22 protein-coding genes and 2 pseudogenes are annotated in these 25764 nt (G+C 62.5%); 15 read left to right on the top strand and 9 right to left on the bottom strand.

Features of this window, described 5'->3' with window-relative positions; translation table 11 throughout:
• Nucleotides 1-64: 64 nt before the first annotated feature.
• From AADW18_RS17560 to AADW18_RS17540, 5 genes are all read right to left on the bottom strand, one after another.
• Nucleotides 65-799: a ferritin-like domain-containing protein gene (locus tag AADW18_RS17560; protein WP_337344693.1), complete on the bottom strand. Its 735-nt coding sequence runs from the start codon at nucleotides 797-799 to the stop codon at nucleotides 65-67.
• An 88-nt stretch (nucleotides 800-887) separates the two neighbouring features.
• Complete coding sequence (locus AADW18_RS17555; protein WP_337344692.1) at nucleotides 888-2048, bottom strand: hypothetical protein; 1161 nt, start codon at nucleotides 2046-2048, stop codon at nucleotides 888-890.
• Between the two features lie 330 nt (nucleotides 2049-2378).
• Complete coding sequence (locus tag AADW18_RS17550; protein ID WP_337344691.1) at nucleotides 2379-3431, bottom strand: hypothetical protein; 1053 nt, start codon at nucleotides 3429-3431, stop codon at nucleotides 2379-2381.
• A 41-nt stretch (nucleotides 3432-3472) separates the two neighbouring features.
• Nucleotides 3473-4183, bottom strand: a complete 711-nt coding sequence (locus AADW18_RS17545; RefSeq protein ID WP_337344690.1) for an AraC family transcriptional regulator — start codon at nucleotides 4181-4183, stop codon at nucleotides 3473-3475.
• Nucleotides 4184-4244: 61 nt separating this feature from the next.
• Complete coding sequence (locus AADW18_RS17540; protein WP_337344689.1) at nucleotides 4245-4700, bottom strand: nucleoside deaminase; 456 nt, start codon at nucleotides 4698-4700, stop codon at nucleotides 4245-4247.
• Between the two features lie 165 nt (nucleotides 4701-4865).
• Between AADW18_RS17540 and ubiE the strand changes: the two genes are divergently transcribed.
• From ubiE to AADW18_RS17520, 4 genes are all read left to right on the top strand, one after another.
• Nucleotides 4866-5627 carry a bifunctional demethylmenaquinone methyltransferase/2-methoxy-6-polyprenyl-1,4-benzoquinol methylase UbiE gene (gene ubiE, locus AADW18_RS17535; RefSeq protein ID WP_337344688.1) on the top strand — a complete coding sequence of 254 codons (762 nt, stop codon included), beginning with the start codon at nucleotides 4866-4868 and terminating at the stop codon, nucleotides 5625-5627.
• 190 nt (nucleotides 5628-5817) lie between these two features.
• Complete coding sequence (locus AADW18_RS17530) at nucleotides 5818-7740, top strand: M1 family metallopeptidase (protein WP_337344687.1); 1923 nt, start codon at nucleotides 5818-5820, stop codon at nucleotides 7738-7740.
• Nucleotides 7741-7743: 3 nt separating this feature from the next.
• Complete coding sequence (locus AADW18_RS17525; protein ID WP_342961449.1) at nucleotides 7744-8721, top strand: alpha/beta hydrolase; 978 nt, start codon at nucleotides 7744-7746, stop codon at nucleotides 8719-8721.
• Nucleotides 8718-9464: a hypothetical protein gene (locus tag AADW18_RS17520; protein WP_337344685.1), complete on the top strand. Its 747-nt coding sequence runs from the start codon at nucleotides 8718-8720 to the stop codon at nucleotides 9462-9464. Before AADW18_RS17525 ends, AADW18_RS17520 begins: the two co-directional genes overlap by 4 nt.
• Nucleotides 9465-9572: 108 nt before the next feature.
• Here AADW18_RS17520 and AADW18_RS17515 read toward each other — a convergent pair whose 3' ends face one another.
• Nucleotides 9573-9869 (bottom strand): hypothetical protein, encoded by a 297-nt coding sequence (locus AADW18_RS17515; protein ID WP_337344684.1) that lies wholly within the window; start codon nucleotides 9867-9869, stop codon nucleotides 9573-9575.
• 321 nt (nucleotides 9870-10190) lie between these two features.
• On the opposite strand from AADW18_RS17515, the gene AADW18_RS17510 reads away from it, so the two are divergent.
• Nucleotides 10191-10658, top strand: coding sequence for a YbaK/EbsC family protein (locus AADW18_RS17510; protein WP_337344683.1), 468 nt, complete (start codon nucleotides 10191-10193; stop codon nucleotides 10656-10658).
• A 163-nt stretch (nucleotides 10659-10821) separates the two neighbouring features.
• Here the strand turns inward: AADW18_RS17510 and AADW18_RS17505 are convergent, their stop codons facing one another.
• On the bottom strand, nucleotides 10822-11754 hold the full coding sequence (locus AADW18_RS17505; RefSeq protein WP_337344682.1) for a carbohydrate kinase family protein: 933 nt from the start codon (nucleotides 11752-11754) through the stop codon (nucleotides 10822-10824).
• Between the two features lie 414 nt (nucleotides 11755-12168).
• Here AADW18_RS17505 and AADW18_RS17500 point away from each other — a divergent pair, with 414 nt between their 5' ends.
• The 8 genes and pseudogenes from AADW18_RS17500 to AADW18_RS17465 all read left to right on the top strand — a co-directional run bounded on the left by AADW18_RS17500 (nucleotide 12169) and on the right by AADW18_RS17465 (nucleotide 22229).
• Entirely contained in the window at nucleotides 12169-13215 is a 1047-nt protein-coding gene (locus AADW18_RS17500; protein ID WP_337344681.1) for a rod shape-determining protein, read from the top strand.
• A gap of 166 nt (nucleotides 13216-13381) precedes the next feature.
• Nucleotides 13382-14215, top strand: a pseudogene (mreC, locus tag AADW18_RS17495) (rod shape-determining protein MreC); the annotation flags it as partial.
• 224 nt (nucleotides 14216-14439) lie between these two features.
• A complete protein-coding gene (mreD, locus tag AADW18_RS17490; RefSeq protein WP_337344680.1) occupies nucleotides 14440-14925 on the top strand; it encodes a rod shape-determining protein MreD in 486 nt (161 codons plus the stop codon).
• 18 nt (nucleotides 14926-14943) lie between these two features.
• Nucleotides 14944-16782, top strand: a pseudogene (gene mrdA, locus AADW18_RS17485) (penicillin-binding protein 2); the annotation flags it as partial.
• A gap of 344 nt (nucleotides 16783-17126) precedes the next feature.
• Nucleotides 17127-18245, top strand: a complete 1119-nt coding sequence (gene rodA / locus AADW18_RS17480) for a rod shape-determining protein RodA (RefSeq protein ID WP_337344679.1) — start codon at nucleotides 17127-17129, stop codon at nucleotides 18243-18245.
• A gap of 244 nt (nucleotides 18246-18489) precedes the next feature.
• Nucleotides 18490-19650 carry a lytic murein transglycosylase B gene (mltB, locus tag AADW18_RS17475; protein ID WP_337344678.1) on the top strand — a complete coding sequence of 387 codons (1161 nt, stop codon included), beginning with the start codon at nucleotides 18490-18492 and terminating at the stop codon, nucleotides 19648-19650.
• Complete coding sequence (locus AADW18_RS17470; protein ID WP_337344677.1) at nucleotides 19647-20912, top strand: septal ring lytic transglycosylase RlpA family protein; 1266 nt, start codon at nucleotides 19647-19649, stop codon at nucleotides 20910-20912. Before mltB ends, AADW18_RS17470 begins: the two co-directional genes overlap by 4 nt.
• A gap of 117 nt (nucleotides 20913-21029) precedes the next feature.
• On the top strand, nucleotides 21030-22229 hold the full coding sequence (locus AADW18_RS17465; protein ID WP_337344676.1) for a D-alanyl-D-alanine carboxypeptidase family protein: 1200 nt from the start codon (nucleotides 21030-21032) through the stop codon (nucleotides 22227-22229).
• A 139-nt stretch (nucleotides 22230-22368) separates the two neighbouring features.
• On the opposite strand, the gene AADW18_RS17460 is transcribed toward AADW18_RS17465, so the two are convergent.
• Together AADW18_RS17460 and AADW18_RS17455 are read right to left on the bottom strand one after the other, a co-directional pair.
• Complete coding sequence (locus AADW18_RS17460) at nucleotides 22369-23238, bottom strand: EamA/RhaT family transporter (RefSeq protein WP_337344675.1); 870 nt, start codon at nucleotides 23236-23238, stop codon at nucleotides 22369-22371.
• A 415-nt stretch (nucleotides 23239-23653) separates the two neighbouring features.
• The gene (locus AADW18_RS17455) at nucleotides 23654-24574 is read right to left on the bottom strand and encodes a CsgG/HfaB family protein (protein WP_337344758.1); all 921 of its coding nucleotides are present in this window, start codon (nucleotides 24572-24574) and stop codon (nucleotides 23654-23656) included.
• Nucleotides 24575-24724: 150 nt separating this feature from the next.
• On the opposite strand from AADW18_RS17455, the gene AADW18_RS17450 reads away from it, so the two are divergent.
• Together AADW18_RS17450 and lipB are read left to right on the top strand one after the other, a co-directional pair.
• Complete coding sequence (locus AADW18_RS17450; protein WP_337344674.1) at nucleotides 24725-25003, top strand: DUF493 family protein; 279 nt, start codon at nucleotides 24725-24727, stop codon at nucleotides 25001-25003.
• Nucleotides 25000-25656 (top strand): lipoyl(octanoyl) transferase LipB, encoded by a 657-nt coding sequence (gene lipB, locus AADW18_RS17445; protein ID WP_337344757.1) that lies wholly within the window; start codon nucleotides 25000-25002, stop codon nucleotides 25654-25656. Before AADW18_RS17450 ends, lipB begins: the two co-directional genes overlap by 4 nt.
• Nucleotides 25657-25764: the final 108 nt, after the last annotated feature.

Genomic DNA, 25764 nt, shown 5'->3' with positions numbered 1-25764 from the left:
GTTCCTGATAAGGCGGCGATCTCTTCTATTCTTTCTGTTTCATGGCGATCTGTTGTTGCCATCATCAATGCGTGGAGGAAACGGAGGCCTCCATTTCCACCGCTCCACGCAGCCACGTTCGTACCCGCTCCAAGTGCTTTTCTTCAGCCGCCAGAGCGGCCTGGAAGCGATCGCGCAATTCGTCCTGCCTGAATTCTTCAGCCAATTCGATCAGTAACTCCCACGACGCGTTGTCGATCAGCTCCGCCGCCAACAAGGTCTGCAGGGCCTGAGCCAGCGTGATGCGCGGATCGGACATGGCCTGCATCAATCCCATTCCCTGCACAGCGGAGACGTCGGCGCATGGCGTCTGGGTGGTGGGATCGCCGCCCAGTTGCTCGATCGCTTCGCTGACCAGCAAGAAATGCTGCGCTTCTTCGTCGCGGATTTCCTGCAGGCGGCTCAGCGTCATGCCTTCGGGCAGATCGAACTCCACCGCTCGCCGCAGCATCTGGTCGTAGAGCCGGGTTCCCGAGCGCTCATAGGCGGCCCGTTCCCCCAACTTGTCCAGGAAGATATGCAGGCGCTTTCCTGTCAGTGTCTGCGCCACCGAACCGACGACGCCCTTCGCCGTGGTGGGCGCGGGCATCGAGCCCACGGCTTCCGCCTCATGCAGATAAGCGGTGCGGATGGTGTCGGCGCTGGTTTCCGGAGAGGGAGTGGTTTCCTGAAGCGAGAGCGCTTCGAGCAGTTCGTCCGAATCGATGGGGGAAGCTTTCAAGCCGGTGCGGTTACTGCCAAGGGTGATTTGCGGTTGCATGGTCGCTCCTGTCTAGGTGGCGCGCTTTGAGGCATGCTCAAGAAAGTATGTTCAAGGGAGATGCTTTCAAAGAGCGTGAAGGAAGTGTTCAAGCGGCGCGACTGAGCTCGGTGCCCGGGTGCCAACGGTAGCCCTCGGCGACTGCTTCGCTGGGGGAGCCTTCGGAATTCATGCGCTCACGATACTGTCGCGAGGCTTCGCCTTCCGATTCGACATCCACGTATTCTTCGCCTCGCGCCCGCAGATCTACTTCCCGCAGCAAGGTTTCGCGGACGAAGTCGCGCTGGCTGGCAAAAGGAATAGGATCCGGGAGACGTTCTGGCAGGATTTCCATCGGGTCGCGCCGCTCGTGTTCCTTGAACAGCTCCATCACGAACTTCAACTGGCCAAGTTCGTAGTCCAGGAAACGCTCCCACAACGCCTTGATGCGCAGCTGCGATTCCTGCTGCACGCAGCCGTAGTAGTTGTAGACCTCCATCAGTTCGTGCATCAACCATTGCTCCAGCCAGGTTTGGTTGGGGTCGATGATGGATTCGTACTGGGTGACGTGCTGCTCTTCGATGGATGCAATCTCGGCGTACAGCAATCGCGCCAGCGGTTCGGTGAACAGCGGTCCGATATTCATGTAGTAATTGTGGGTCTGCTGCTCGCCGGCCATGATGGTCAAAGCATGCAGCTTGGACAGCGGCGCGGCTGTCTTGGCGTCGAAAGGCGTGCGCAGGTCGTCTTCTGGCGCGCGATGCTCCACCACCGTCGGTCTCCCGGGCAGGATGTCGGTGTAGCACTGCAGGATGTTGTTAGCGTCCTTGCCTTCCAGCCGGTCCAGCATGGCGGCATATCGATACAGGTGATCGAAGTCTTCCAGCAGGCCGAAGCGATACGTCTGCGCCAGATAGGGGTCGGGCTCGCGCTGGGCAACGGCGGCGGTCACTTCGATGGCGACTTGCTCGTAGGCGACCGTCGTTTCCAAAGGCGAATGATCCGCGCCGATCAGCCAGTTCACGGCCGTTGCCTGGTGGTGCTCTATCCGGCGCACTTTCGCCAACGGTACACGCAGGGCTTCGTTCATCCGCGCGGCCGAGTGCTGGAAGCGCAACGCCTCGGCTTCCAGGCCATTCATCAGGATGATGCGCACGCGTGTAAAGGCGTCATCATCCAGTTTGCTGATGGGTTGCTGCACCAGTTCGCGCCAGGTGAATTTCTGTTTGTCGACAGGACATCCAGCGATATCGTTTAGCGTCAAAGGCATGATCAGACTCCTGGCTTGCAGTGGCAAAGGTCGGATCACCAACGCAGGAGTTGTGCCAATTGAAGTGACGCCGGCATCTTCGGTAAATCGCCGCGCGGACGCTACGGAGCACCTGGCCGAAGGGTGCAATTATTTCAGGCCAAGCAAGAGTTTCCAGCGATGGATATGAAGACGGTGTGCGGCTGGCCGCCACGTCAGGACGTGGCGGCCATCAACTCCTTCTGGTGCTCGATGCTTCACTGAACTATCTTGCGTGCGAAATCGGTCGGATGAAGATCGCGACATGGCGATAGGCACATTCGCTTGTCCGACGTCGCATTATTCAGCGTGCTATTGGCCCGTGCGTCGAGCCGTGTCGGCTATCAGCTGCTCGCGCGCCGCTTGCTGCAGTTCGGGAATGGATGCCAGTTCCGGCGATTTGCCGAGCCGCTTGCTCAGATCTGCTACGACCCGTTTGTTGGCATAGGTGTGTGGAGAATCCATGTCGTCGCTTTGGGCTTCCATGAAACCAAGCAATCGCTTGCGGCTGACTTCCACCGCTTGCGCCAGTTCGACGAGCTTGGCTCGGTACTCCAGTTCCCACGACGGCATATCCGGAAACCGGTTCTGGTCGGCGAAATGCTGCGCTTCATGGCCAAGGAACACCACCCGGAACGATTCGCTGTCCAAGCCATCGCGATAGGAGGGCACGACCGCGTACAAGGCTTCATTGGTCGCCCAGCCACCCGCCGAACCGCGCTGGCAACGTGCGTACGAACTCCAGCCGCGGCTGACGAAGTCATCCAGCAGTTCCACCCGTACTTGATGGCTGCCTTCCGGCAGTTCGACTTGGTATTGCTTGCTTTCCTGGCGCCGCCACAGCATCAGCTCGCGCAACGGAGGCGTCCGGCCCAGTATCGCGTGGTAGCCGCGCTGCTCCAGCTGGCCTTTCAGCAGCGGCTCTACCGCATCGAAGTCATGTGTGTCGTCCGCCGCCGGTCCCAGCAATCGGCGCAGTTGCATCAGTAGTTCCTGCGCACGTGATTCGCGCTGCGCGGGTGCGGCCAACGCGTGCCACCAGTAGCGTTGATAGTGGTTGAGAACCTCGCGGACGAATGGATCCTCGATGTCCCACACCAACCATGGTGGCTGCGCGCGTTCGAACCGGCCGAACATGCAGGCGCGATAGTCGGCATCGCGGCCTTTGAACTGCACCGCCGGCACCTGCCGCAACGCGGCCAGCGCACGGGCCGAATCGCCCTGCAGCAATGCGCTCGTCGATTCGCCGATGGCACGTTCGGCCGTGGCGCTGGAAGCCGGTGTGGCGGCGATGGCGGCTGGGTAGAGGGTCACGGTTAGGGCAGTCGCCAGCAATCCGCTGAGGAAGTAAGTGCGGCAGCGCATATGGGGTGGTCTCGTCTCGTCGACAATGTCGTTGAGCGATATCAGGCCACGTCGGCGCTGCTCCAGTCTTGAACGGATTTGACCTGCCGCCTCAGGCGCGCCGGAGGCAGTCCGGTGCAGGCTCGCACCACGCGGCTGAGATGGCTTTGATCGGCGAAGCCGCAGATGGCGGCGATGTCGGCAAGCGGCTGATCCTGGCCCAGCAATATCAGCGCGCGCCGCAGCCGCAATTCGCGCCGCAACAGCTGCGGCGACAAGCCATGCGAGTGGCGCAGCGAACGACTGGCGTAAGCGTCGGACACGCCGGCTTGACGGGCTATCCGCGCAATGGACAGGTCCGAATGCTGCAGTTGCTGCATGAAATCCACCTGCCAGCCGGAGTGTTCCGTTCGTTCACTGGCCGCTGGCTGCGCACGCGCAAGCACATCAGGCAATGCATCCGGTTCGCTCGCGAATACCTTGATCGCCTCCTTCAGGCAATCCACCTGCCAGATGGAGCGCTGCTCCGGTACCAACCGGTCGGGCAGCGGCAGGTTGATCACACGGGCGCCGTGTCGGCCGAAGCGGTTGCCGTGGGCATGAAAATGCGGATGCAGCAGCAAGGTCCCGGGAACACACTGCACCGGCCCTTCGAGGCTGCTTTCCCAATAGCTGCCGTCGACCACCAACGCCGCATATGCCTGCTCATGGCGATGGGTCGCCAGGCTATCACCAGCGCGGTGAAGGGTTTCGGGATTTGGACAGGGCCGCATGCGCTGATCGTGCCGCAACGTGGCGTGCACGTCACGGGACGAAAGTCAGGGCTGGCATGTCCTAATCCTCGCCGATGTCCTCGTTCCATACCTCCGGATTGGACGCGATGTAGTCGCCCAGCATCTCGATGCATTCCTCGTTGTGCAGGTCGATCACGTTGACGCCATTCTCACGCAGCCAGTGGACGCCGCCTTGGAAGTTGACCGATTCACCCACCACTACGGTGCCGATGTTGAACTGGCGCACCAGGCCGCTGCAGTACCAGCAGGGGGCCAGCGTGGTGACCATGATGGTGTCCTGGTAGCGGCGTTGCCGGCCGGCCTTGCGGAAGGCGTCCGTTTCACCATGCACGGAAGGGTCGTTTTCCTGGATGCGGCGGTTGTGACCGCAGCCCAGCAAGGTCCCGTCGTTGCGGTAGAGCGCGGCGCCGATCGGGATGCCGCCTTCGGCCAGTCCTTGGCGGGCTTCGGCAATTGCGGTTTCCAGCAGGGCGGGGTAGTCGGGCGTGGCGATCATGGGGTGTCCTTTTTTTGGCAGTTTGCCACGTAGAGCGGAGCTTGCTCCGCTGCTTTGTCTGTGCCTCCTTGCCCACCAAGAGCAGCGGAGCAAGCTCCGCTCTAAGAGAGCCGGGCCACCAGGCTGTCAAACGTCTCCAGGTCCAGTTCTGCGATAATCCCCCGCATGAGCGAATCCCCCTACAAGACCGGCACCACCCACTTCGGTTTCCGCGACGTTCCGGCCAAGGAAAAGCAGAAGCTGGTCGGCGAGGTCTTCTCGTCCGTGGCCGGCAACTACGACCTGATGAACGACCTGATGAGCATGGGCGTTCATCGGATATGGAAGCGCTATTTCGTCGGCACCGCGCAGGTCAAGCGCGGCGATCGCGTGCTTGACCTGGCGGGTGGCACCGGCGATATCGCCGCATTGCTGAAGGATCGAGTGGGCGATGAGGGCGAGATCGTCCTGGGCGACATCAATGCCGGCATGTTGTCGGTAGGCCGCGACCGCATGACCAATCGTGGTCTGGTGTCAGGGCTGGACTATGTGCAGTGCAACGCCGAGGCGCTGCCGTTCCCGGACGCCAGCTTCGATCTGGTCACCATCGCCTTCGGTCTGCGCAACGTGACGGACAAGGACGCCGCACTGCGCGAAATGCTGCGCGTACTGAAGGTCGGCGGACAAGCTCGTGTGCTGGAGTTCTCGGAAGTGAAGCCTGAGTGGTTCAAGCCGCTTTACGACTTCCATTCCTTCAAGGTGCTACCCAAGTTGGGCCAACTGTTCGCCAAGGACAGCGGTAGCTACCAGTACCTGGCCGAAAGCATCCGCAAGCATCCGCCGCAGGAAGCGTTGAAGGCGATGATGCAGGAGGCCGGCTTCGCCCGCGCCAGCTACAAGAACCTGTCGGCTGGGATTGTGGCGATTCATACGGGTTACAAGGTCTAGCTACCTTCTCCCGCTGGGAGAAGGGTGCCCGCAGGGCGGATGAGGGAGTGACAATGACTTGCCATCTGCCTTTATTGCAAGCGGACGTTCCATGCCCTCATCCGTCGCTTCGCGCCACCTTCTCCCGGAGGGAGAAGGGCAGCAAAGAGCGGTAAACTTCCGCAATCCCCCGATTGCCGGATATCCCCGAATGCGTTCCCTAGCGTTGATGCTGTCTTGCGCCGCCATGGTCGCGGCTGGTTGTTCCCGTGAATCCGCCCCCGCCCCTGAGGCACCTACCGCTCCCAAAGCGGCCCCCGCCAAGCAGACGCGCAGCCACGACGAAAATTCCTATGCCGAACCCGGCAAGGTCGTCATCAAGGACCTGGCGCTGGATCTGGCAGTCGATTTCGACAACAAGCAGCTCAGCGGCACCGCGCTCTACACGCTGGAGTGGAAGGACAAGGCAGCCAAGCAGCTGGTGCTGGATACTCGCGACATCACCATCGAGAAGGTCGAAGGCCAGGACAAGGTCGGCACCTGGGTGCCGCTGCAGTACGTGCTGGCGCCGGCCGACAAGATCTTCGGCAGCAAGCTGACGATTGAAACGCCTGATCAGAACGCGCACGTGCGCGTCGCCTACAAGACTTCGCCGCAGGCTTCTGGTTTGCAGTGGCTGGAACCGACGATGACGGAAGGCAAGCAGTTGCCTTTCATGTTCAGCCAGTCGCAGGCGATCCACGCACGCAGTTGGGTGCCGTTGCAGGACACGCCCAGCGTACGCTTCACCTATAGCGCGCACGTCACCTCGCGTCCGGACGTGATGGTGCTGATGAGCGCCGACAACGACCCGGCCGCGCCCCGCGACGGCGACTACACGTTCAAGATGCCGCAGCCGATTCCTTCGTATCTGCTGGCTATCGCCGCGGGCGACCTGGTGTTCAAGCCGATTTCCGCGCGCAGTGGCGTATGGGCGGAACCGACCATGGTGGACAAGGCAGCCAAGGAGTTCGAAGACACCGAGCAGATGATCGTCGCCACCGAAAAGCTGTACGGTCCCTACCGATGGGAGCGCTACGACATGCTGGTGCTGCCGCCGTCATTCCCGTTCGGCGGCATGGAGAATCCGCGTCTGAGCTTCATCACGCCTACAGTGATCGTCGGCGACAAGTCGCTGGTGTCGCTGATCGCGCATGAACTGGCACACAGCTGGTCCGGCAATCTGGTGACCAACGCCAGTTGGAAGGACATCTGGTTGAACGAAGGATTCACCACCTACGTGCAGGACCGGATTACCGAGTCCTTGTACGGCACGGAAATGGCGGAGATGGAACGCCAGATCGACCAGGCGGACCTGCTGAACGAAGTGAAGGACATGTCGCCGGCGGATCAGGCATTGGCGCTGCCGGCGCTGACCAACCGCGATCCAGACGAATCCTTGAGCAGCGTCGCCTACGTCAAGGGCGCATGGTTCCTGAAGTTCCTGGAAGAGCGTTTCGGCCGTGAGGTGTTCGATCCTTTCCTGCGTGGCTGGTTCAACGATCACGCGTTCCAAAGCGTTAACACCGACCAGTTCGTCGAATACCTGCGAAAAAACCTGCTGCCTAAGAATCCGAACGCGGTCACCGAGGCGGAACTGACGGCGTGGCTCAATGAGCCGGGCATACCCGCGTTCGCCGCCAAGGCGCAGTCGCGCGGCTTCTCACTGACCGACACTGCCCGCATCGCCTGGCTGGGCAGCGGCAAGTTGCCCAACCCGCAACTCACCTCCGATTGGACGACCCAGCAATGGGTCAACTTCCTGAAAGGCATGGGTGAAAAGTTGACCGTGGAGCAGCTGGCGCAGCTGGATGCGGCGTATCACTTCACCGGCACCCAGAACGGCGAGATCGCAATGCGCTGGTATCCGTTGACGGTTCGCAGCGGCTATCTGGAAGCGCGTCCGGCGATCGCTGAATTCATCGAGCGGGTCGGCCGGCGCAAATTGATCATGCCGATCTACGAAGAGCTGGTGAAAACGCCGGATGGACTGGCGTTCGCCAAGGAATCGTTCGCGCGCGCCAAGCCAGGCTATCACCCGATCACTACGGCATCGGTGGAAGCGTTGTTGGCCAAGGCTTCGGAAACCAAGTAAGCCATGCCGTCCAGGCAAGTAAACAGGAAAACGGTCGCCATCGTGGCGGCCGTTTTCTTTCTGATCGCGATCGTATGGCTGTGGCGCGATCCGATGCTGATGGTGCGCGGTGCGTTCGCTGCACAGCGCTGGTGGATCGGTTTGTCCTCCCAGCAAGTGGAAGCGGGTGGGCATCGCTGGGCCTATGCCGAGCGCGAAGCGGTCAAACCGGACGCGCCGACGTTGGTCATGGTGCACGGTTTCACCGGCAGCAAGGAAAACTGGTACCCGATGGCCGAGCGCCTGGGCGGGCACTATCGCTTGATCGTCCCGGACTTGCCGGGCTGGGGTGCGAGCGAACGCAAGGACGGAGAGGATTACGGTTTCAACGCGCAAAGTGCACGGCTGGCCGAGTTCGTCGAAAAAATCCGCAAGCCCGGCAGCGACGTGGTGCTGCTGGGGCATTCGATGGGGGGCGGCATCGTCGCCGTGACGGCCGCGGACCATCCTGGAGAAATCGCGCGCGTCGGTTTGTTCGATGCCGCGGGCGTGCGATTCAAGGACAATCGTTTCGGCAAGCAAGTGCTGGCCGGCGAAAACCCTTTCGCGGTACATGATGACGCCTCGTTGAAGCGCTATTTCGATACGGTGTTCCACGATGCCGAGGCCAAACCTTCTCTGCCGTGGCCGATATCGCGGGCGCTGGTCGGTTGGCGCACACGGCAGGCGCCGTTCGAGCAATCCGTGCTGGACCGGATCGGCCGTAGCGATGAAAGTTTCCTGCCAGGCAAGGCGGCGTCCGCTATTGGTCAGCCGGCCTTGTTGCTGTGGTGCCGGCAGGATGCGGTGATCGATCCCAGCGCCATGGCGCTGTATGCCGAACGCATGCCTCACGCCCTGCAGGTGATGTTGGATGGCTGCGGACATATGTCGATCATGGAGAAGCCGGATGACGCGGCGGCCGCGGTCGAGCTGTTGATCAAACGAGGAGCTCCGAGATGAACAAGATTTCCCTGTTATCGATTGGCTTGCGGGTCTGCCTGATAGTGCTGACTGGATTCGGGCTGGCCGCGTGCGGCGACCGTGAAGCCGAGCAACGCGCCGCAGCCGCCGCTGAAGCGGCGGCGCAAGAGAAGAAGGCCGACGAGTTGGAGCGCCAGTACGAACAGGCGCGGACCGCCAACGACTGGGAAATGGCGCGTATCCACGGTTCCGCGCTGCTGTCGCAATACCCGCAGACACAAGCTGCCGAACGAATCAAAGCGGGCCTGGAAGAAGTGAAAGCCAAGGCCGAAGACGCACGTGAACGCCGGCGGCTGGAAGCCTTGTGGGATTACGCCCAAGTGGCGGCCGATGGCGGCATCCAGCGCTCCGCCACGATCTACAGCAAGGAGCCGGTGGATGTGGATGGCAGCGGTGCCAAGCCGGTGCAACTGGTGTTTCGCGATCATCCCAAGTGGGAGCGCAGCGGCTATCTGGTGTTGCAGGCAGGCGATTTCCGCTGCGCCGGTGGTTGCAAGGTCAAGGTGACGGCCGACGGCACCGCACCGAAATCGATGGACGCATGGCGGCCGGATACGGACGAGGCCATCGCCATGTTCATCACCGATCAGAAAGCACTATGGAAGCTGCTGCGCAAAACGCAGTCAGTGGAAATCGAGTTTCCAGTAAAGGCCGGCGGCACCCGCAAAGCGGTGTTTGAGACGGGCGGCTTGGACGGTAAGCAGATGCCGGGTTGGGATTGAGAGCCCGCGCTGTCGTAGAGCCGAGCTTGCTCGGCTGCTCTTGATCTCCAGAGAAAAGCAGCGGAGCAAGCTCCGCTCTACGTGGGAAGACGAACGTGCGTCTTCGAATCAAGCCGTCTTGTTTGCCGATGCCTTGATGAAGCCGACGATGGCGGTCAGTATCGCGCCGGCTACGCCGCCGCCCACCGCTTGTCCTGCCAAGGTGGCGACATCAAAACCAGACGATTCCGCGGTGGTGACGAGGAAGCCGAGTTTCTGTATCAGCGCGCCGCCAGCCACGCCGCCCACCAATCCGGCGATGACGTTGCCTGCGGTACCCAATCCTTTTTCCTTCAGCGCCGCGCCGCTTGCGCCGCCGCCGACCGCGCCAGCAATGGCATTGACTGCCAGTCCAACGATATCCATGAGCCTTCCTTAAGTCAGTGGATGTGGTTGCCGTGGTGTCCAGGGGGTTGCCGGACACGCCGACCGCCGGATAGTGCTCCCATTTGGACCGGCTTGCACATGCGGTTATGTTGCAGCGCAACCATCACCCGGTGAAGCCGTACGCCTTCAAGCCGTTACCGGAACATAACGCTACGTTTTCTCTACAGCGGTAAGCTCGGTTTTGCGGCGGCGTGTCTTTTCGTGACCCCGCGGGAATGGCGCGTTGCAGGATGCCCGCGCCTGCTACATCCGTTACGCGCCGCCTCATGGACGGCAGGCAAGCGTCTTGTGGAGGTCACCATGCTTTCGCCACGACTGCACCACTTTCTAGATGAGCGTCACGGCCACTACACCGCGCTCACCCACCACCACACCATCACCGCGCAGGAAACCGCGGCTGCGGCGAACATCGGCCACCAGCATTTTGCCAAGACGGTAATGCTCAAGATCGATGGCGCGCTTGCGATGATGGTGATGCCAGCGTCCTACCGCGTCGATCTTCTTCGCCTGTCGCGAGCGCTTGGCGGCAGCATGGTGGAGCTTGCGCAAGAGGATGAGTTTCGCGACGCCTTTCCAGATTGCGAACTCGGCGCGATGCCACCGTTCGGCAATCTCTACGGCATGAAGGTCTATGTCGATTCGCGCCTGACCGGACGGGCAGAGATCGCGTTCAACGCAGGTTCCCACACCGATGTGGTGCGCATGCCGTACGACGAATTCGAACGATTGGGGCAGCCGGAAGTGCTGTGGCTGACGCACGTGATGTGAAGACGGCCGTGAGGATGCGGCGCTCAATGTACTAAAACGATTAGGTAGGAGCGGCGTCTCGCCGCGAGCTCTTCGTTTCAGATACCGATAGAAGCGAAGAGCTCGCGGCGAGACGCCGCTCCTACATACAACCAGCAAGCGCTACACGGTGCGAAAAACCGAGTTACAAGGCGTAACCGAACTGCTGTTTGAATTGTTCGGCGAATTCGTTGTAGTCGAAGCGTTGATTCTGGGTGCCGGGGTGCTCGACTTTCAGCGCGCCCATCAGATTGCCCATGCGGCCAATCGTCAGCCAGTCGTAGCCTTTCTCAATGCCGTAGATCAGCCCCGCGCGGAAGGCATCGCCGCAGCCGGTCGGATCGGTGACGCGGCGTTCGTGCGCCGGCGGGATGTCGTAGGTCTTTTCCGGCGTATGGATCTGCGAACCGTGCGGGCCGCGCGTGGTGATATAGGCCTTCACCCGCTTCACGATGTCGCCCTCGCTCCAGCCGGTGCGTTCTTGCAGCAGGTTGGATTCGTAGTCGTTGACGGTCACGTAGTCCGCCAGTTCGATGAACTGGCGCAGTTCCTCGCCATTGAACAGCGGCATGGCCTGGCCGGGATCGAAGATGAACGGAATGCCGGCCTCGGCGAACTCCGCGGCGTTCTGCAGCATGCCTTCGCGTCCATCCGGGCTGACGATCCCGAAAGTGACGCCGGTGACATCCCGCACATGGTTCTCGTACGAGCGCATCATCGCGCCAGGATGGAAGGCGGTGATCTGGTTGTTGTCGTGGTCGGTGGTGATGAAAGCCTGCGGTGTGAACAGCTCGTCGATCACCTTCACCTGGTCCAGCCGGATGTTCTGCTCGGCGAACCATTCGCGGTAAGGACCGAAGTCCTGCCCCACCGTGGCCATCGGGATGGGATCGCCGCCCAGCAGCTTCAGGTTGTAGGCGATATTGCCGGCGCAGCCGCCGAACTCGCGGCGCATGCGCGGGACCAGGAACGACACATTCAGGATGTGCACCTTGTCCGGCAGGATGTGGTTCTTGAACTGGTCCGGGAACACCATGATGGTGTCGTAGGCAAGGGAACCACAGATCAGTGCGGACATCGGCGAAGCTCACGGGAGGCGGCCCGTTGCCGCAGCGCAATAGGTTAGCGGGTGCGGGCGGTGCGGCAAAGGGGCACGGCGATGTTGCCGTCGCGGCGGCGGTGGAAAACGCAGTTGAAGGGCGCTTGCCAGCCGATTTCTTCCTTCCGGATAAAGGCGCACACTGTTGCTGATCTACGGACGCTCGTGCCCCACGCCCGGTGTTCCAGTAAAGGGTCTCTAATACGCTTGGTGATTGTGGGCGGCGGCTGACTTCCCTCGGGTTGGCGCTGCAGCAACTCCCCATTTTTAAAGCGTTTCACGAGATTTCTCCTTGCCCGCTCACGGGTGGGTTGTTAGGCTAACCGACCCCTTTTTCTGTCCAAAAAATCGCCATTCCTCCGGCGATCCGCCACCAGCAGGATTATTCCCCCGATGTTCAAAAAGCTCCGCGGCATGTTCTCCAATGACCTGTCCATCGATCTGGGCACGGCCAACACTCTTATCTATGTGCGCGGGCAAGGCATTGTGCTGAACGAACCCTCGGTCGTGGCGGTACGCCAGGATCGCGCCATTGGCGGCTCCCGCTCGGTGGCGGCGGTCGGCGCCGAGGCCAAGCAGATGCTGGGCCGCATTCCCGGCCATATCACCACCATCCGCCCCATGAAAGACGGCGTGATCGCCGATTTCACCTACACCGAGGCGATGCTGAAGCACTTCATCAAGAAGGTGCACAAGTCGCGCTTCCTGCGCCCCAGCCCGCGTGTGCTGGTCTGCGTGCCGGCTGGCTCAACCCAGGTGGAGCGCCGCGCCATCAAGGAATCGGCTGAAGAGGCAGGCGCCCGCGACGTCTATCTGATCGAGGAACCCATGGCGGCGGCCATCGGCGCCGGCATGCCGGTCACCGAGGCGCGCGGCTCGATGGTGATCGACATCGGCGGCGGCACCACCGAAGTGGCCGTGATCTCGTTGAATGGCATTGTCTACTCGCAATCCGTCCGCATTGGCGGCGACCGTTTCGACGAATCCATCACCAATTACGTGCGCCGCAACCACGGCATGCTGATCGGCGAAGCCACCGCCGAGCGCATCAAGCTGGAGATCGGCTGCGCCTACCCGCAACCGGAAGTGCAGGAGATGGAAATCTCCGGCCGCAACCTGGCCGAGGGCGTGCCGAAGGTCATCAAGATCAATTCCAACGAAGTGCTGGAAGCGCTGCACGAGCCGCTGTCGGGCATCGTCAGCGCGGTCAAGCTGGCGTTGGAGCAGACCCCGCCGGAACTATGCGCTGACGTGGCCGAGCGCGGCATAGTGCTGACCGGCGGCGGCGCTCTGTTGCGTGACCTGGATCGGCTGATCTCCGATGAAACCGGCCTGCACGTGCAGGTCGCGGACGATCCGCTGACCTGCGTGGCCCGCGGCGGTGGCCGCGCGCTGGAACTCGTCGACATGCACGGCAACGAGTTTTTTGCACCGGAGTAAACCGTAAAGCCGCCCGTGTCGCGGGCCGTGAACGGGGAAGTCGCGCACGTTGTGCGCTGTCAGTCGAGACACCGCGATTGGCGCGATTCCCGCCAGGTTTCAGTGGCTGTACCCTTTACTCTTCGCAGGCGGCATAGCCGCCGAATTCACTCCTGACGGCTTCCCAGTGCCCTCCTACGCAGGTCCTCCCGTCGCCACCCGTCCGGGCGAAGTCGCCAGCACCTTGCGGTTGCTGGCGTATTTGGCGTTGACCATCACGCTGATCTTCCTGGATCACCGTGGGGGTTGGCTGTCGCAAGTACGGGCGCACGCCGATGTCGTGACCCAGCCGCTGTGGTGGGTGGCGGGGCTGCCGGGGCGCCTTGGTACGCGCATGCAGGACGACGCCATTACCCGCAGCCGCCTGGTGGAAGAGAATCGCCAGTTGCGCAATGAGCTGCTGGTCGCCAATGCACGGCTGACCCGGCTGCAGACCGCCACCATCGACAATGCGCAGCTGCGGGCTCTGCTGGGGGTGAAGACCAGCCGCGGCCTGGATGTGCAGCTGGCGCCGATCCTGAACATCGATCTCGATCCCACTCGGCAGCGCTTGGTACTGGATGCGGGCAGTCGTGATGGCGTGCGCCTGGGCCAGGCCGTCATCGATGCAGGCGGATTGATGGGCCAGATCATCCAGACCACGCCTTCGCACTCCATCGCGCTGCTGCTTACCGACCCGGACCATGCCGTGCCGGTCGTGGTGGCGCGCAATGGGGTGCGCCTGATCGCCTATGGCCGGGGCCGCAGCGATCAGCTGGAATTGAGCGACGTGCCATTGAATAGCGGGGTGAAAGTGGGCGACACCATCGTCACTTCCGGGCTTGGCGGGCATTTTCCTGCCGGTTTCCCTGTTGGCACCATCGTCGCCCTGCGGCCGGATGAGAGCCACGCCTTCCTGATCGGCGATTTGAGACCCGCGGCGCAGCTGGACCGTGGCCGCGACGTGCTGCTGTTGCGTTCGGCACCCGCGGTGCCGCTTGTCGTGCCGACAGGAGTGCCCTCAGGCGCGGCTACGGGCGACGCGGCGGCCAATGACAGTTCGTCCAACGCTGCCGCGCCGAGCGACGCGCCGGCTGGCTCGGCTGGTAACGGCACTGGCACGGGCGCCCAGGCGGCTCCGTCTTCCACCGCCCAACCGGCAACCAATCCGCCAACCACCACGCCGCCGCCGCAGGAGCCTGGCCGATGAGTCGGATGCGCGTGGGCTGGATCCTGCCCCTGAGCCTGCTGGTGGCTTTACTGCTGGGATTGCTGCCGCTTCCCGACATGCTGCAGCCGCTGCGGCCTTACTGGCTGGCGCTGGTGCTGGCGTATTGGGTGATCGAAGCACCGGATCACGTCGGCCTGGGCTTTGCCGTGGTTCTCGGACTCATCGCCGACCTGATGTTCGGCATGTTGCTGGGCGAACAGGCGCTAAGACTGTTGATCATGGCCTTCATCCTGCAGCGCTTTCGTGCGCGGCTGCGGTTTTTCCCGCTGTCGCAGCAGGCGCTGGCGATCGGTGGATTGTTGTTGAACGATCGCATCGTCGCCGCTGCCGTGCACCTGGCGCTGGGCGAACCGACGCTGCCATGGAAGTATTGGTGGGCGCCGCTGCTCGGCATGGCGTTGTGGCCGCCGCTGTTCCTGCTGCTGGATGCGTTGCGGATGGGACGTGGCAGACGTGGTTGAAGACGTGGGCGAAGCGGGATGACGGCGCGCCGTCCTTCCAAGAATCCGCACGCGGAGGCGGAGCAGTTCCGCCGGCGCGCAGCGCTGGGCTTCGTCGTGGTCGCGTTGGCGCTGGTCGGTTTGGCGGCTTGGTACTTCAAGTTGCAGGTGGTCGACCACACGCAGTACGCCACGTTATCGGAAGCCAACCGCATCAAGCTATGGCCGGTGGTGCCCGGCCGCGGCGCCATCTACGACCGCAACGGCAAGTTGCTGGCGGAAAACGTGCCGGCGTTCCGCCTGGAGGTGACGCCTGACAAGGCGGGCGATTCCAAGCGGCTGATCAACGAACTGAGCGAGCTCATCGCACTGACGCCTGAAGACATCGCGCGCTACGAGGCCGATCGCAAAACCTCGCGCGGTTTTCGCCCGGTCAGTCTGAAGCTGCGCCTCACGGAAGACGAGATGGCTCGTTTCGCCGTGAATCGTTGGCGTTTTCCCGGCGTGGAGCTGGTGCCTTATCTGACCCGTCGTTACCCCTATGGCGATCTGTTCGCTCACGTCATCGGCTATGTCGGCCGCATCGACGAAAAGGACCTGGAAACGATGGGCGAGGGCAACGCGGCGCTCACCCATATCGGCAAGACCGGTCTGGAGCGCTATTACGAAACGGCATTGCGCGGCAGAGTGGGCTACAAGCAGGTTGAGACGAATGTGCAGGGACGCGCCCTGCGAGTAGTGGGCAGCGTGCCGGCGGTGCCCGGCACCGATCTCAAGCTCAGTATCGACGCGGACCTGCAGAAGGCCATCGTGATGGCATTCGGCGAATTCGAAGGTTCCGCCATCGCCGTCGATCCTCGCACCGGTGAAGTGCTGGCGATGGTCAGCCTGCCGAGCTACGACCCCAATCTGTTCGTCAACGGCATCTCCAACAAGGATTTCAAAGCGCTTAACGACAATCCCTCGCGTCCGCAGTTCAATCGGCTGGTGCTGGGTGGCGTGGCGCCTGGATCGACGATAAAGCCGTTGCTGGCGTTGGCAGGCCTGGATAGCGGCCTGCGTACGCCGGAGGACAAGGTGTTGTCCACCGGCATGTTTTATCTGCCCGGCACCCGTCGCGGCTGGGGCGATGCCTCGCGTGGCGGACACGGCTGGACCGACTTGCGCAAGTCGATTGCGCAATCGGTGAACACTTATTACTACCGGCTTGCGCTCGACATGGGCATCGAACGTTTCGACGAGTACATGGAGCGCTATGGCTTCGGCAAGCCGACTGGCATCGACCTGGTGGGCGAAATCAGCGGCATCCTGCCGTCGCCGGCGGCCAAGATGAAAGCCACCCAGGTGCGTTGGTACCCCGGCGACACCGTTAACGCCAGCATCGGCCAGGGCGATTGGAAAGTGACGCCGCTGCAGTTGGTACGCGCCACATCCGCGCTGGCCGATGGTGGCAATCTGCGCCGACCGCACCTGGTGCGGGAACAGCGCACGGGTTTCGACGCCGATTGGCAGCCGATGCCGCAGCCGGACCCCGTACGCATGAGTCCCAACCCTGCCAATGTCGCGGTGGTACGCGAAGGCATGCTGGCCACCATGCTGCCTGGCGGCACGGGCGCGTCGACAGCGCGAGGCGCGCCGTACCTGATGGCGGGCAAGACCGGCACTGCCCAGGTCGTAAGCCGGCGCGGCACCGCATCGGTCCATCCGCGCAGCCTGCCGATGCATCTGCGCCATCGCGCGCTCTTCGTAGGTTTTGCGCCGGCCGACAATCCGACTATCGCGTTGGCGATCGCGGTAGAAGGCGGCGGCTACGGAGGCACCACCGCCGGGCCGATCGCACGCAAGATTTTCGATGCGTATCTGCTGGGTAAGTTGCCTGAGAGCGAAGACGAGAATGGGGAATCGGGAACCGGGAATGGGGAAGCGCCGCCTGCTGCGCCCGTTCCGGATCCTGCGGTTACACCGCCTGCCGGAGCCGCGATTCAAAGCCCATCTCCCTCCGGGAGAGGGGTTGGGGTGAGGGTCGGGACAAGCACGAACGCGGGTATTCACGGAAAAGTTGGTGCGGGCGCAAGTTCCGTGCGAGCACGGGCATCCACCTCACACCGTACCCTCACCCCAACCCCTCTCCCAAAGGGAGAGGGGCTTAAACCTCGCCGCGCTGACATTCCGGTCGCGGCCAACTTCTATTCCCCACTCCCCACTCCCCACTCCCGGCTCTCATGACCGAAATCCTGCGCTGGCTGGTCGATCTGCTGCGCTATTTTCTGCGCACACTGGATTGGCCATTGCTGATCGCATTGTCCGCGTTGATGGGCATCGGCCTGGCCGTGCTCTACAGCGCCGGTGGCGACGCGCAGGGCAGCCGCCTGATGGTGCAGCAGGGCGCGCGCTTCGCGGTAGGGTTGGCGGCGATGTGGGGATTGTCGCGGGTTCCGTCCACGCGGCTGCGATCATGGACGCCGGGCGTGTTCGCCATTTCGCTTTTGCCGCTGGTGCTGGTGTTGTTCATCGGCACCGGCAAGCACGGCCATCACTGGATCGATCTGAAACTGTTCTATTTCCAGCCATCCGAGCTGATGAAGATCAGTCTGCCGATGATGATGGCCTGGTATCTGCATCGAGAACCGCTACCGCCGCGCTTTCGCACGGTGGTGGTTTCCGCGGTATTGATCGGCCTGCCCACGTTGTTGATTCTGCAACAGCCGGATTTCGGCACTGGCATGCTGGTCGCCGCCAGCGGCGTGTTCGCGTTGCTTTTGGCAGGCCTGCCGTGGTGGTGGGTGGGCGTGGCAGTCGGTGGCGTGGCGGCTGCAGCGCCAGTGGCATGGTTCTGGTTGCTGCGCACCTACCAGAAAGACCGCATCCTGACGTTCCTGAACCCTGAGAACGACCCGCTGGGCACGGGCTGGAACATCATCCAATCCAAGATCGCCATCGGCGGTGGTGGCCTGACCGGCAAAGGCTGGGGCCAGGGATCGCAGTCGCATCTGGACTATCTGCCCGAACACACTACCGATTTCATCTTCGCCGTTTTGTCCGAGGAATTCGGCTGGATAGGCGTGGCGGTCGTACTGGCGCTCTATCTGTTCGTGATCGGCCGTTGCCTGTGGATCGCCATCGACGCGCGCGATACCTATTCCCGATTGTTGGCGGGGTCCTTGGGCTTGGCCTTCTTCGTCTATGTCGTCGTCAACGGCGGCATGATTTCCGGATTGTTGCCCGTGGTGGGTGTGCCCATGCCATTGCTGAGTTACGGCGGCACTTCCGCGGTGTCGCTGCTGGCCGGGTTGGGACTGGTGATGGCCGTGCGCGCGCATCGACCGGTGCATGGGTATTGATTGAGAGCCGGGAATGGGGAATCGGGAACAGGGAATGGTGGATTTCGTGACCGGTAGGATCTCTAGTCTTCGGTGACATCAGAGCTGTTGTCGTTTTACTTCTTTCGTGTGTGTCGCCGTACACGACAAGAAAGTCAGTGATCAATGCGCACACGTAAAAATCCATTCCCGGTTCCCCGTTCCCGGTCCCCCGGCTCCCCAACAGTTCACGCTTCCCCTCACACAGCATGCTACCCTCGCGCCGATGATCCGGCCCGCACTTGTTTGCTTTTTTACGTTCGGCCTCGTCGCTTGTGCGACGCCGCCGCAGTCTTCGACTTCCGCACCGCAAGCCGTCAATGGCAGCAAGCCGCCGGTGCCGCCTGTTCGTCCAGTTACTCCGGCGGAAACGTCGGTGGAAAAGGTAGCGGAAGTGGCGCCGGAGAATTTGGCGCCGGTCGATTTCGCTACGGCGCGCGCAAACTTCATCCGCGATACCGCGGCACGCTATTCCGTGGATCCGGCCTACATCGAATCCACGCTGGCCAAAGCGCAGTTCCTCGATAGCGTCGTGGCTGCCATGTCGCGTCCTGCCGAGCGGGTGAAACCGTGGAGCGAGTACCGCACAGGCTTTCTCACGACCGCACGCATCGATGGCGGACGAAAGTTCCTGGAGCAGCATCGCGTTGCATTGACGCGGGTCGAACAGCAGTACGGCGTGCCTGCCGAGATGATCGTTTCCATCATCGGCGTGGAGACCAGCTATGGCGGCTTCACTGGCCGCCATAAAGTGCTGGATGCGCTGTACACGCTGGCCTTCCGCTATCCACGCAGCGGCAATCCCGAACGTGCGGCCTATGAACACCGGCGCGAACGGTTCTTCCGCGACGAACTGGCGCAGCTGTTCGCGTTGGGCCGCGAAGAGAATCTGGACATCGCCAACTTGACCGGCAGCTATGCCGGCGCCATGGGGTTGGGCCAGTTCATGCCTTCCAGCTATCGCGAGTTCGCCATTGACGGCGATGGCGACGGGCGGCGCGATCTGTTCGGCAGCCTAGATGACGTTTTCGCCTCCATCGCCAACTACTTCCGCAAGAAAGGCGGTGAGCGCGGTGGTTGGGTGCCAGGCGGACCGGTGGTAGCGCGCGCCGAACTGCAATCCGGCTTCCAGGAATTCAATCCGGACACGTGGACGCCGGATTACACCCTGGCGGACTTGGCGCAGCGCGGTTATCGCCCGCTGGAACCGGTCGCTCCCGACGCGACCGCTACGCTGATATCGCTGGAAGGCAGCACCGGCAAGCAGTACTGGCTGGGTTTCCAGAACTATTACGCCATTACGCGCTACAACAACTCCAAGATGTACGCGATGGCGGTCTATCAGTTGTCGCAAGCCATCGCCGGCAAAGAGGTCCCGCCGACATGAGGTGGCTGGCGCTGTCTTTGCTGGTGGCCGGATTGGCGGCTTGCGGCACGGCACCCAAGAAAACATCGCCGTCACCGGGCCAGGGCAGCAAGACGATACCCGCGCCATCACCGGGATCAACCGGATCGATCGCAAAGAAATGCGCCCGCGTCTATGCTCCAGCGCAGGAAGACCCCAGCAAGCGCGGAGACTATAAAGCCGGCGGACTGTACGCTCCCGGTGTCTCGGACACCACGCCGGACTATGTGCCGGACGTGGATTGCATCGCCGAACCCGCGATTACCGACGAGCCGCGTTCGCCCATCGGCAATCGTTCGCCCTATACGGTGCTGGGTAAGCAATACCGGGTGCTGGATCGCGTCGATGGTTACGTGGAAAAGGGCACCGCCTCTTACTACGGCGCGAAATTCCACGGTCGGCGCACCTCCAATCAGGAGGTGTACGACATGTACGCGTTCACCGCCGCACACAAGTCGTTGCCGCTGCCCAGCTTCGCTCGCGTGACCAATCTCGACAACGGCCAGTCGGTGGTCGTGCGCGTCAACGATCGGGGGCCCTTTCACGAGGGCCGCGTCATCGACTTGAGCTACGCTGCCGCGGTCAAGCTGGGCATCACCCAACGCGGCACCGGCCGGGTCGAAGTGCGCGCGTTGAAGCCAGGCGATACGGGCACATTGGCCGGATCGCGATCACCGCCCGCGGTGCAGAAGGCGGCCGGAAACAGCGCCATGGATCAGCTGGTGAATGCCTTGCCGGCTTCCGCTTCTCCGAAAGCAACGCTTCCAGCCCAGGTTGCTTCGGCAGCCACTTCGCAGCGCTACCACGTCATTCCCGACGCCAAGGGTTCGCCCAGTGCGGATAACTTCGACGCATGGATGAAAGCCCGTGGCGTACGCGTGGCGACCGGCAAACCCGGCGTACCTGCGACGGCTGTCGCTACGACGGGGCCATCAGCGGCCAAGGGGACATCCAGGCGGGTGTTGGCACCTGCTACTGCCACGGCTAAAGGGTCGATGCCAGCACCTTCGCCAACGGCAGTCCAGTTGCAGGTCGCGAGTTTCGCCAGCCGTGAGAACGCCGACCGTGCATTGGCGCAATTGACCGCGGCCGGTATTGGCAGCGCCAGCGTTAGCGGCGTGGACAGCAACGGCCGCAAACTTTGGCGGCTGCGGGTAGGCGCTCCGGACCTCACCGCCGCCACGGAACTCGCCGGCCGTATCGCGGGTCTGGGTTTCGGGCGCCCGCAGGTGGTGCGGGAATAAACCGCCGCCGCATGGTTTTTGGCGCTTTTCGCGGATGGCGACCTATTCGCGCCCCGCGTCCCTACAATTGGCCCCTTATTCGATCAGGCCTCGGCCTTGCCCAGGAGTTCGCATCCGATGAAGTTCCGTTTCGCCCTTGCCGCACTGGCCACTACCGCAGTGGGCCTCGTCTTCGCACAGACGCCGGCGCCGCAACCCGCTCCACCGAACGCCGAAGCGCCCGTGGCTATTCCACCTCCGCCGAAGCCGGTGGGCAACGCCTGGGTGCTGATGGATTACATCACCGGCCAGGTGCTCGCCGGCGAGAACTACAACCAGCGGGTCGAGCCCGCCAGCATCACCAAGGTGCTGACTTCCTACACCATCGCGGCCGAGCTGAAGAACGGCAAGATCAGGCCCGATGACCAGGTGATGATGAGCGAGCGCGCCTGGCGTGAAGGCGGCGCCGGTACCGACGGCAGCTACAGCGGCTTCGAGGTCAACAAGACCGCGCCGCTGGTGGAAATGGAAAAAGGCATGGCGGTGCAGTCCGGCAACGACGCTGCCATCGCATTGGCCGAGCACACCGCCGGCAGCCAGGAAGCCTTCGCTGCGTTGATGAACAACTACGCTGCCAAGATCGGCATGAAGGGTTCGCACTTCGTCAACGCGCACGGCCTGTCGGCGCCCGAGCACTACACCACCGCCTACGATCTGGCGCTGCTGGGCCGCGCGTTGATCCGTGACTATCCGGAGGCGTACGCGTACAACAAGATCAAGGAATTCAAGGTGGGCGGGATGAACCCGCAGCCCAATCGCAATCTCTTGCTGTGGCGCGATGGCAGCGTTGACGGCATCAAGACCGGTCACCATTCCGGCGCCGGTTACTGCCTGATGAGTTCCGCACAGCGCGGCGACCAACGCTTGATCGCCGTGGTGATGGGTTCCACATCCGAAAAGCAGCGCGCCGAAGACAGTTTGGCGTTGTTGAACTGGGGATTCCGTTTCTATGAAACCCATCGGTTGTACGACGTGGGCAAGGCCATTGCCTCGCAACGTGTGTGGAAAGGCAAGAGCAAGGAAGTGCAGCTGGGCGTGGCGCAACCGTTGCTGGTCAGCGTGCCGCGAGGCAAGTACGAGCAGCTGAAGCCGACCATGGACGTACCCAAGACACTGGTCGCTCCTATCACCGCCGGTCAAGCCATCGGCACCGTCACCGTGAGGCTGGATGGCAAGGTCGTGTCGCAAGCGCCGCTGGTGGCGGTGGCTGCGGTTGAAGAAGCTGGCTTCTTCAAGCGCCTGTGGGACAGCTTCTGGATGTGGTGGGAATCGGAGTGATCTGATCCGAATCGAAAAAGCCGGCGCAAGCCGGCTTTTTTTTGCACGATCTTCTCCTTGTAGGAGCGACGTGAGTCGCGATGAAGCTTTTACGGGAAAACTTCATCGCAACTTACATCGCTCCTACAAGGAAAGGCTTCTACCCACGCAAACTCATCGCGATCAACAGAATCGCCATGACAGCCAGTGGAACCGCCAGTTTGTTGAGCCGGCTCAGACGCTCGCCGAATCCCACCACCCCTACCAACGTGCCCAGGACCACCACGCCGATGTTCATCATCGAAAACACCACCGCCGGATTGTCAGGTAGCGCTTGATGGGCACGGATGTAGAACAGGATGTTGCCGAAGTTGGTAACACCCAGTACCAGTCCTGCCACCAACCCCATCAGCGTGGTGCGATGGCCGTGACGTGCACGTCGCCATACCAGCAAGGCCATCATCAACACGAACGCCGTCGCGAACGCGATCAGCAGCGAAACGGCAAACGGAGTGCCCGAGATGGCGATGCGCTTGAGCAAGATATCGACGCTGGCGTAGCCCACCAGGACCGCGAGTGGCAGCAGCCAGCGCGAAGGGGAATGGGCAGCATCAGGCAGTGGTTCGCTACGCGCTATCAGGCAGATGATCGCCGCAAGGCCCAGCACCAGGCCGGTTATCTTCAATGCATCGGCCTTTTCGCCGAACAGCAAAAAGGCCGCCAACAGCGACAACACCAGCGACAGCCGCTGTGCGATGTCCGTGCGCACGATTCCGGCCACTTTCACCGACGCCGCCATCACCAGGAATATTCCTGGCAGCAATAGCGCCAGCGCGACCAGCGATATCACCGGCGCTTGATTCAAAGCCAGACCGCCCAGCGGGGGATCCAGCAGAAACCAGCACAAGCCCGCCGCCACCAGATAATTCCAGGCGATCGCCTCGGTGGTGGCGATGCCTTTGCGCTGTGCGAGTTTCAGCTGCACTGAAACCAGTACGCTGCAGAGGATGCTGAAGATGAGAAAGAGCATGGTGCGCGGGACGAAAGCGGAACGCGATTATCGCTTAGGCGTTCATTGCGGGAGCTGTTTGTCCGTCATCCGGGCGCGCTGCGGCGCGTTCTTGATCGCGCGGCTGAGCGGTTACCAGGGCGCGGACCGGCGCCTCGCCGGTAGGAGCGGCGTCCCGCCGCGAGCTCTCCCTGCCAGATCGCGAACGGAGCAAAGAGCTCGCGCCGAGACGGCGCTCCTACGGAAGCCGAAAAGCAAAAACCGGCGCGCTCCTACGGAAGCCGAAAAGCAAAGACCGGCGCGCTCCTACAGGAATGGAGGTCACGTAGGAGCGGCGTCCCCGCCGCGAGCTCTTCCTGCCAGATCGCGAAAGAAGCGAAGAGCTCGCGCCGAGACGGCGCTCCTACAGAAGCCGAGAAGCAAAGACCGGCGGCTCCTACCGGCTGAGCCCGAACAGCAGCGACGATACCCAGCCTTTATTGCCCAGTTCGTCTTCCACTTCCCACATCTGGCCCTGCTTGTTGCCCGTGGGGTAGAGCATGGCGCCGGCATCCAGCGGCCGTGTCGCGGTCTTGCCGTCGGGCGCGGTGAACAGGCGACCAGGCTTGTTCATCGTCACGGCCTGCTGCACGTTGGCGGCCGATGCATTAGCTGGCATTCCGCCCAGTTGCCCGACCAGGTCGGTATATGCCTGCAGATAGGCGAGCGTGATGACTTGGCCGACTTCAGTGTTGGAGTAGCCGCTGGCGCCGCCCGCCAACAGGCCGCCGGACCAGACACCGCCGCCGCCGCTCCAGCCCAGATCGGTCTTGGTGGCGTGGCCTTCGCTCATCGCTACTTGCTCGGACGAACGCATGTCGGTGACCGTCAGCACCACGTCCGCGGTTTTCTTCTTGAGGTTCACGCCGCCAATTACCGCGCCGGCGCGGCCACCGACCAGCCCGCCCAGCAGGCCGCCGAAATTGTTGCCGCTGGCGTTGGCGTTCTGCGAGATCAGGTCGGGTACCAGCGCGTAATCGGCTGCCTTGATCTGGCCCTTGCCCAGGTTGGAACCGCCACGCAGGTCGCCGTCGGACGCCAATGCGCGTTCGGACTGCATGGCGGCCATGCCCTTGCCGCGGTCCACCAACGTGAAGCAACGCGACTTGCTGACGAAGACCTTGATCAGCGCGGCCGGCGAGGACAGCTGATAGGAACTCCACCAGTTGGTTTCCGGCTCCAGGACGGCCAAGGTGCCCAGGCTGCGGGCGCAGGTAGGGATTTCGGCGGTTTTCTGGGCGCGCTGGGCCTGTGCTGACTGGGCCTGCGCCGGATGGGACACAAGGCTGGCGCCGGCGCACAGCGTAAAGGCCAGCATGGCAAGGGACTGCGGTTTCATGGGTTCGTTCCATCTTCATCGGGATGTAGCCCTCAATAACGCCGGCAGGGCACCGATCAGGCCAGCGACATTCGCGGTACTGGCCGGCTTCCGCTTGGATTTGCGCCGTTTCATCCCAATAATCGGCCCATGGAAATCAAATCCGACAACCCCGACCACGGCTTCCAGTTTCCCGGCACCTTCGAGCTGAGCGCCATGGGCACGGCCAATACGGGCTTGGAAGCGGAGCTGCCCCGGCTTTTGAACGCGGCCGGCATAGAGGTGCTGCACGAGAGTATTTTGTGGAAGCATTCCTCCAGCGGCAAATTTGTATCGATACGCATCGCGTTCCGTGCCGAGAGCCGCGAGCAATACGATGCGGCGCACGCGGCCATGCGTGGCCACCCGGAAGTGAAATGGACGATATGAGTCCCTGCGTCGTCCGCGAGCTGGGCCGGCAATCTTATGAGCCGGTGTGGCGGGCCATGCAGCGCTTCACCGATACGCGTGACGAAGCGACGACCGACGAGTTGTGGCTGGTGGAACACGATCCTGTCTTCACCCTGGGCCAGGCCGGCAAACCAGAACATGTCCTGGCGGCCGGGGATATCCCGGTGGTGCACGTCGACCGCGGCGGGCAGGTGACCTATCACGGGCCAGGCCAGATTGTCGCGTATCCGCTATTCGATCTGAAACGGCTGAAGACCGGCGTGCGCGAGTACGTGTGCAAGATCGAACAGGCCATGATCGACACGCTGGCCGAATGGAACATCGAAGCCTTGCGCAAAGAGGGAGCGCCGGGTGTCTATGTAGCCGGTGCCAAGATCGGCGCGCTGGGCATTCGCGTGCGCCGCGGCTGCACCTTCCACGGTCTGGCTTTCAATATCGCGATGGACCTGGAGCCTTTCCACCGCATTAATCCTTGCGGTTATCAGGGTTTGCAGGTCACATCGCTTTCCGATCTCGGCGGCCCGTCCGGCATGGACGCCGTGAAGCCGGTGCTGCTGGAAAACCTCGCCAAGCAGTTCGGTTTACAGCTGCACCGTGAAGGCGCACTGCCGGACCTGTCGCTAGCCGCGTAGCGGTGGTTGAGTGTTTTTGCCCTTGTAGGAGCGGCGTCCCGCCGCGAGCTCTTCCTGCCAGATCGCGCAAAGCCAAAAGCTATAACAGCCCAAGCGTTCGCCACCCGG

The organism is Pseudoxanthomonas sp. CCNWLY206-1 (assembly GCF_039710385.1).
In the GTDB taxonomy this organism is placed as follows: Bacteria; Pseudomonadota; Gammaproteobacteria; order Xanthomonadales; family Xanthomonadaceae; genus Pseudoxanthomonas_A.
This window is presented reverse-complemented; position numbering and strand designations above follow the sequence as displayed.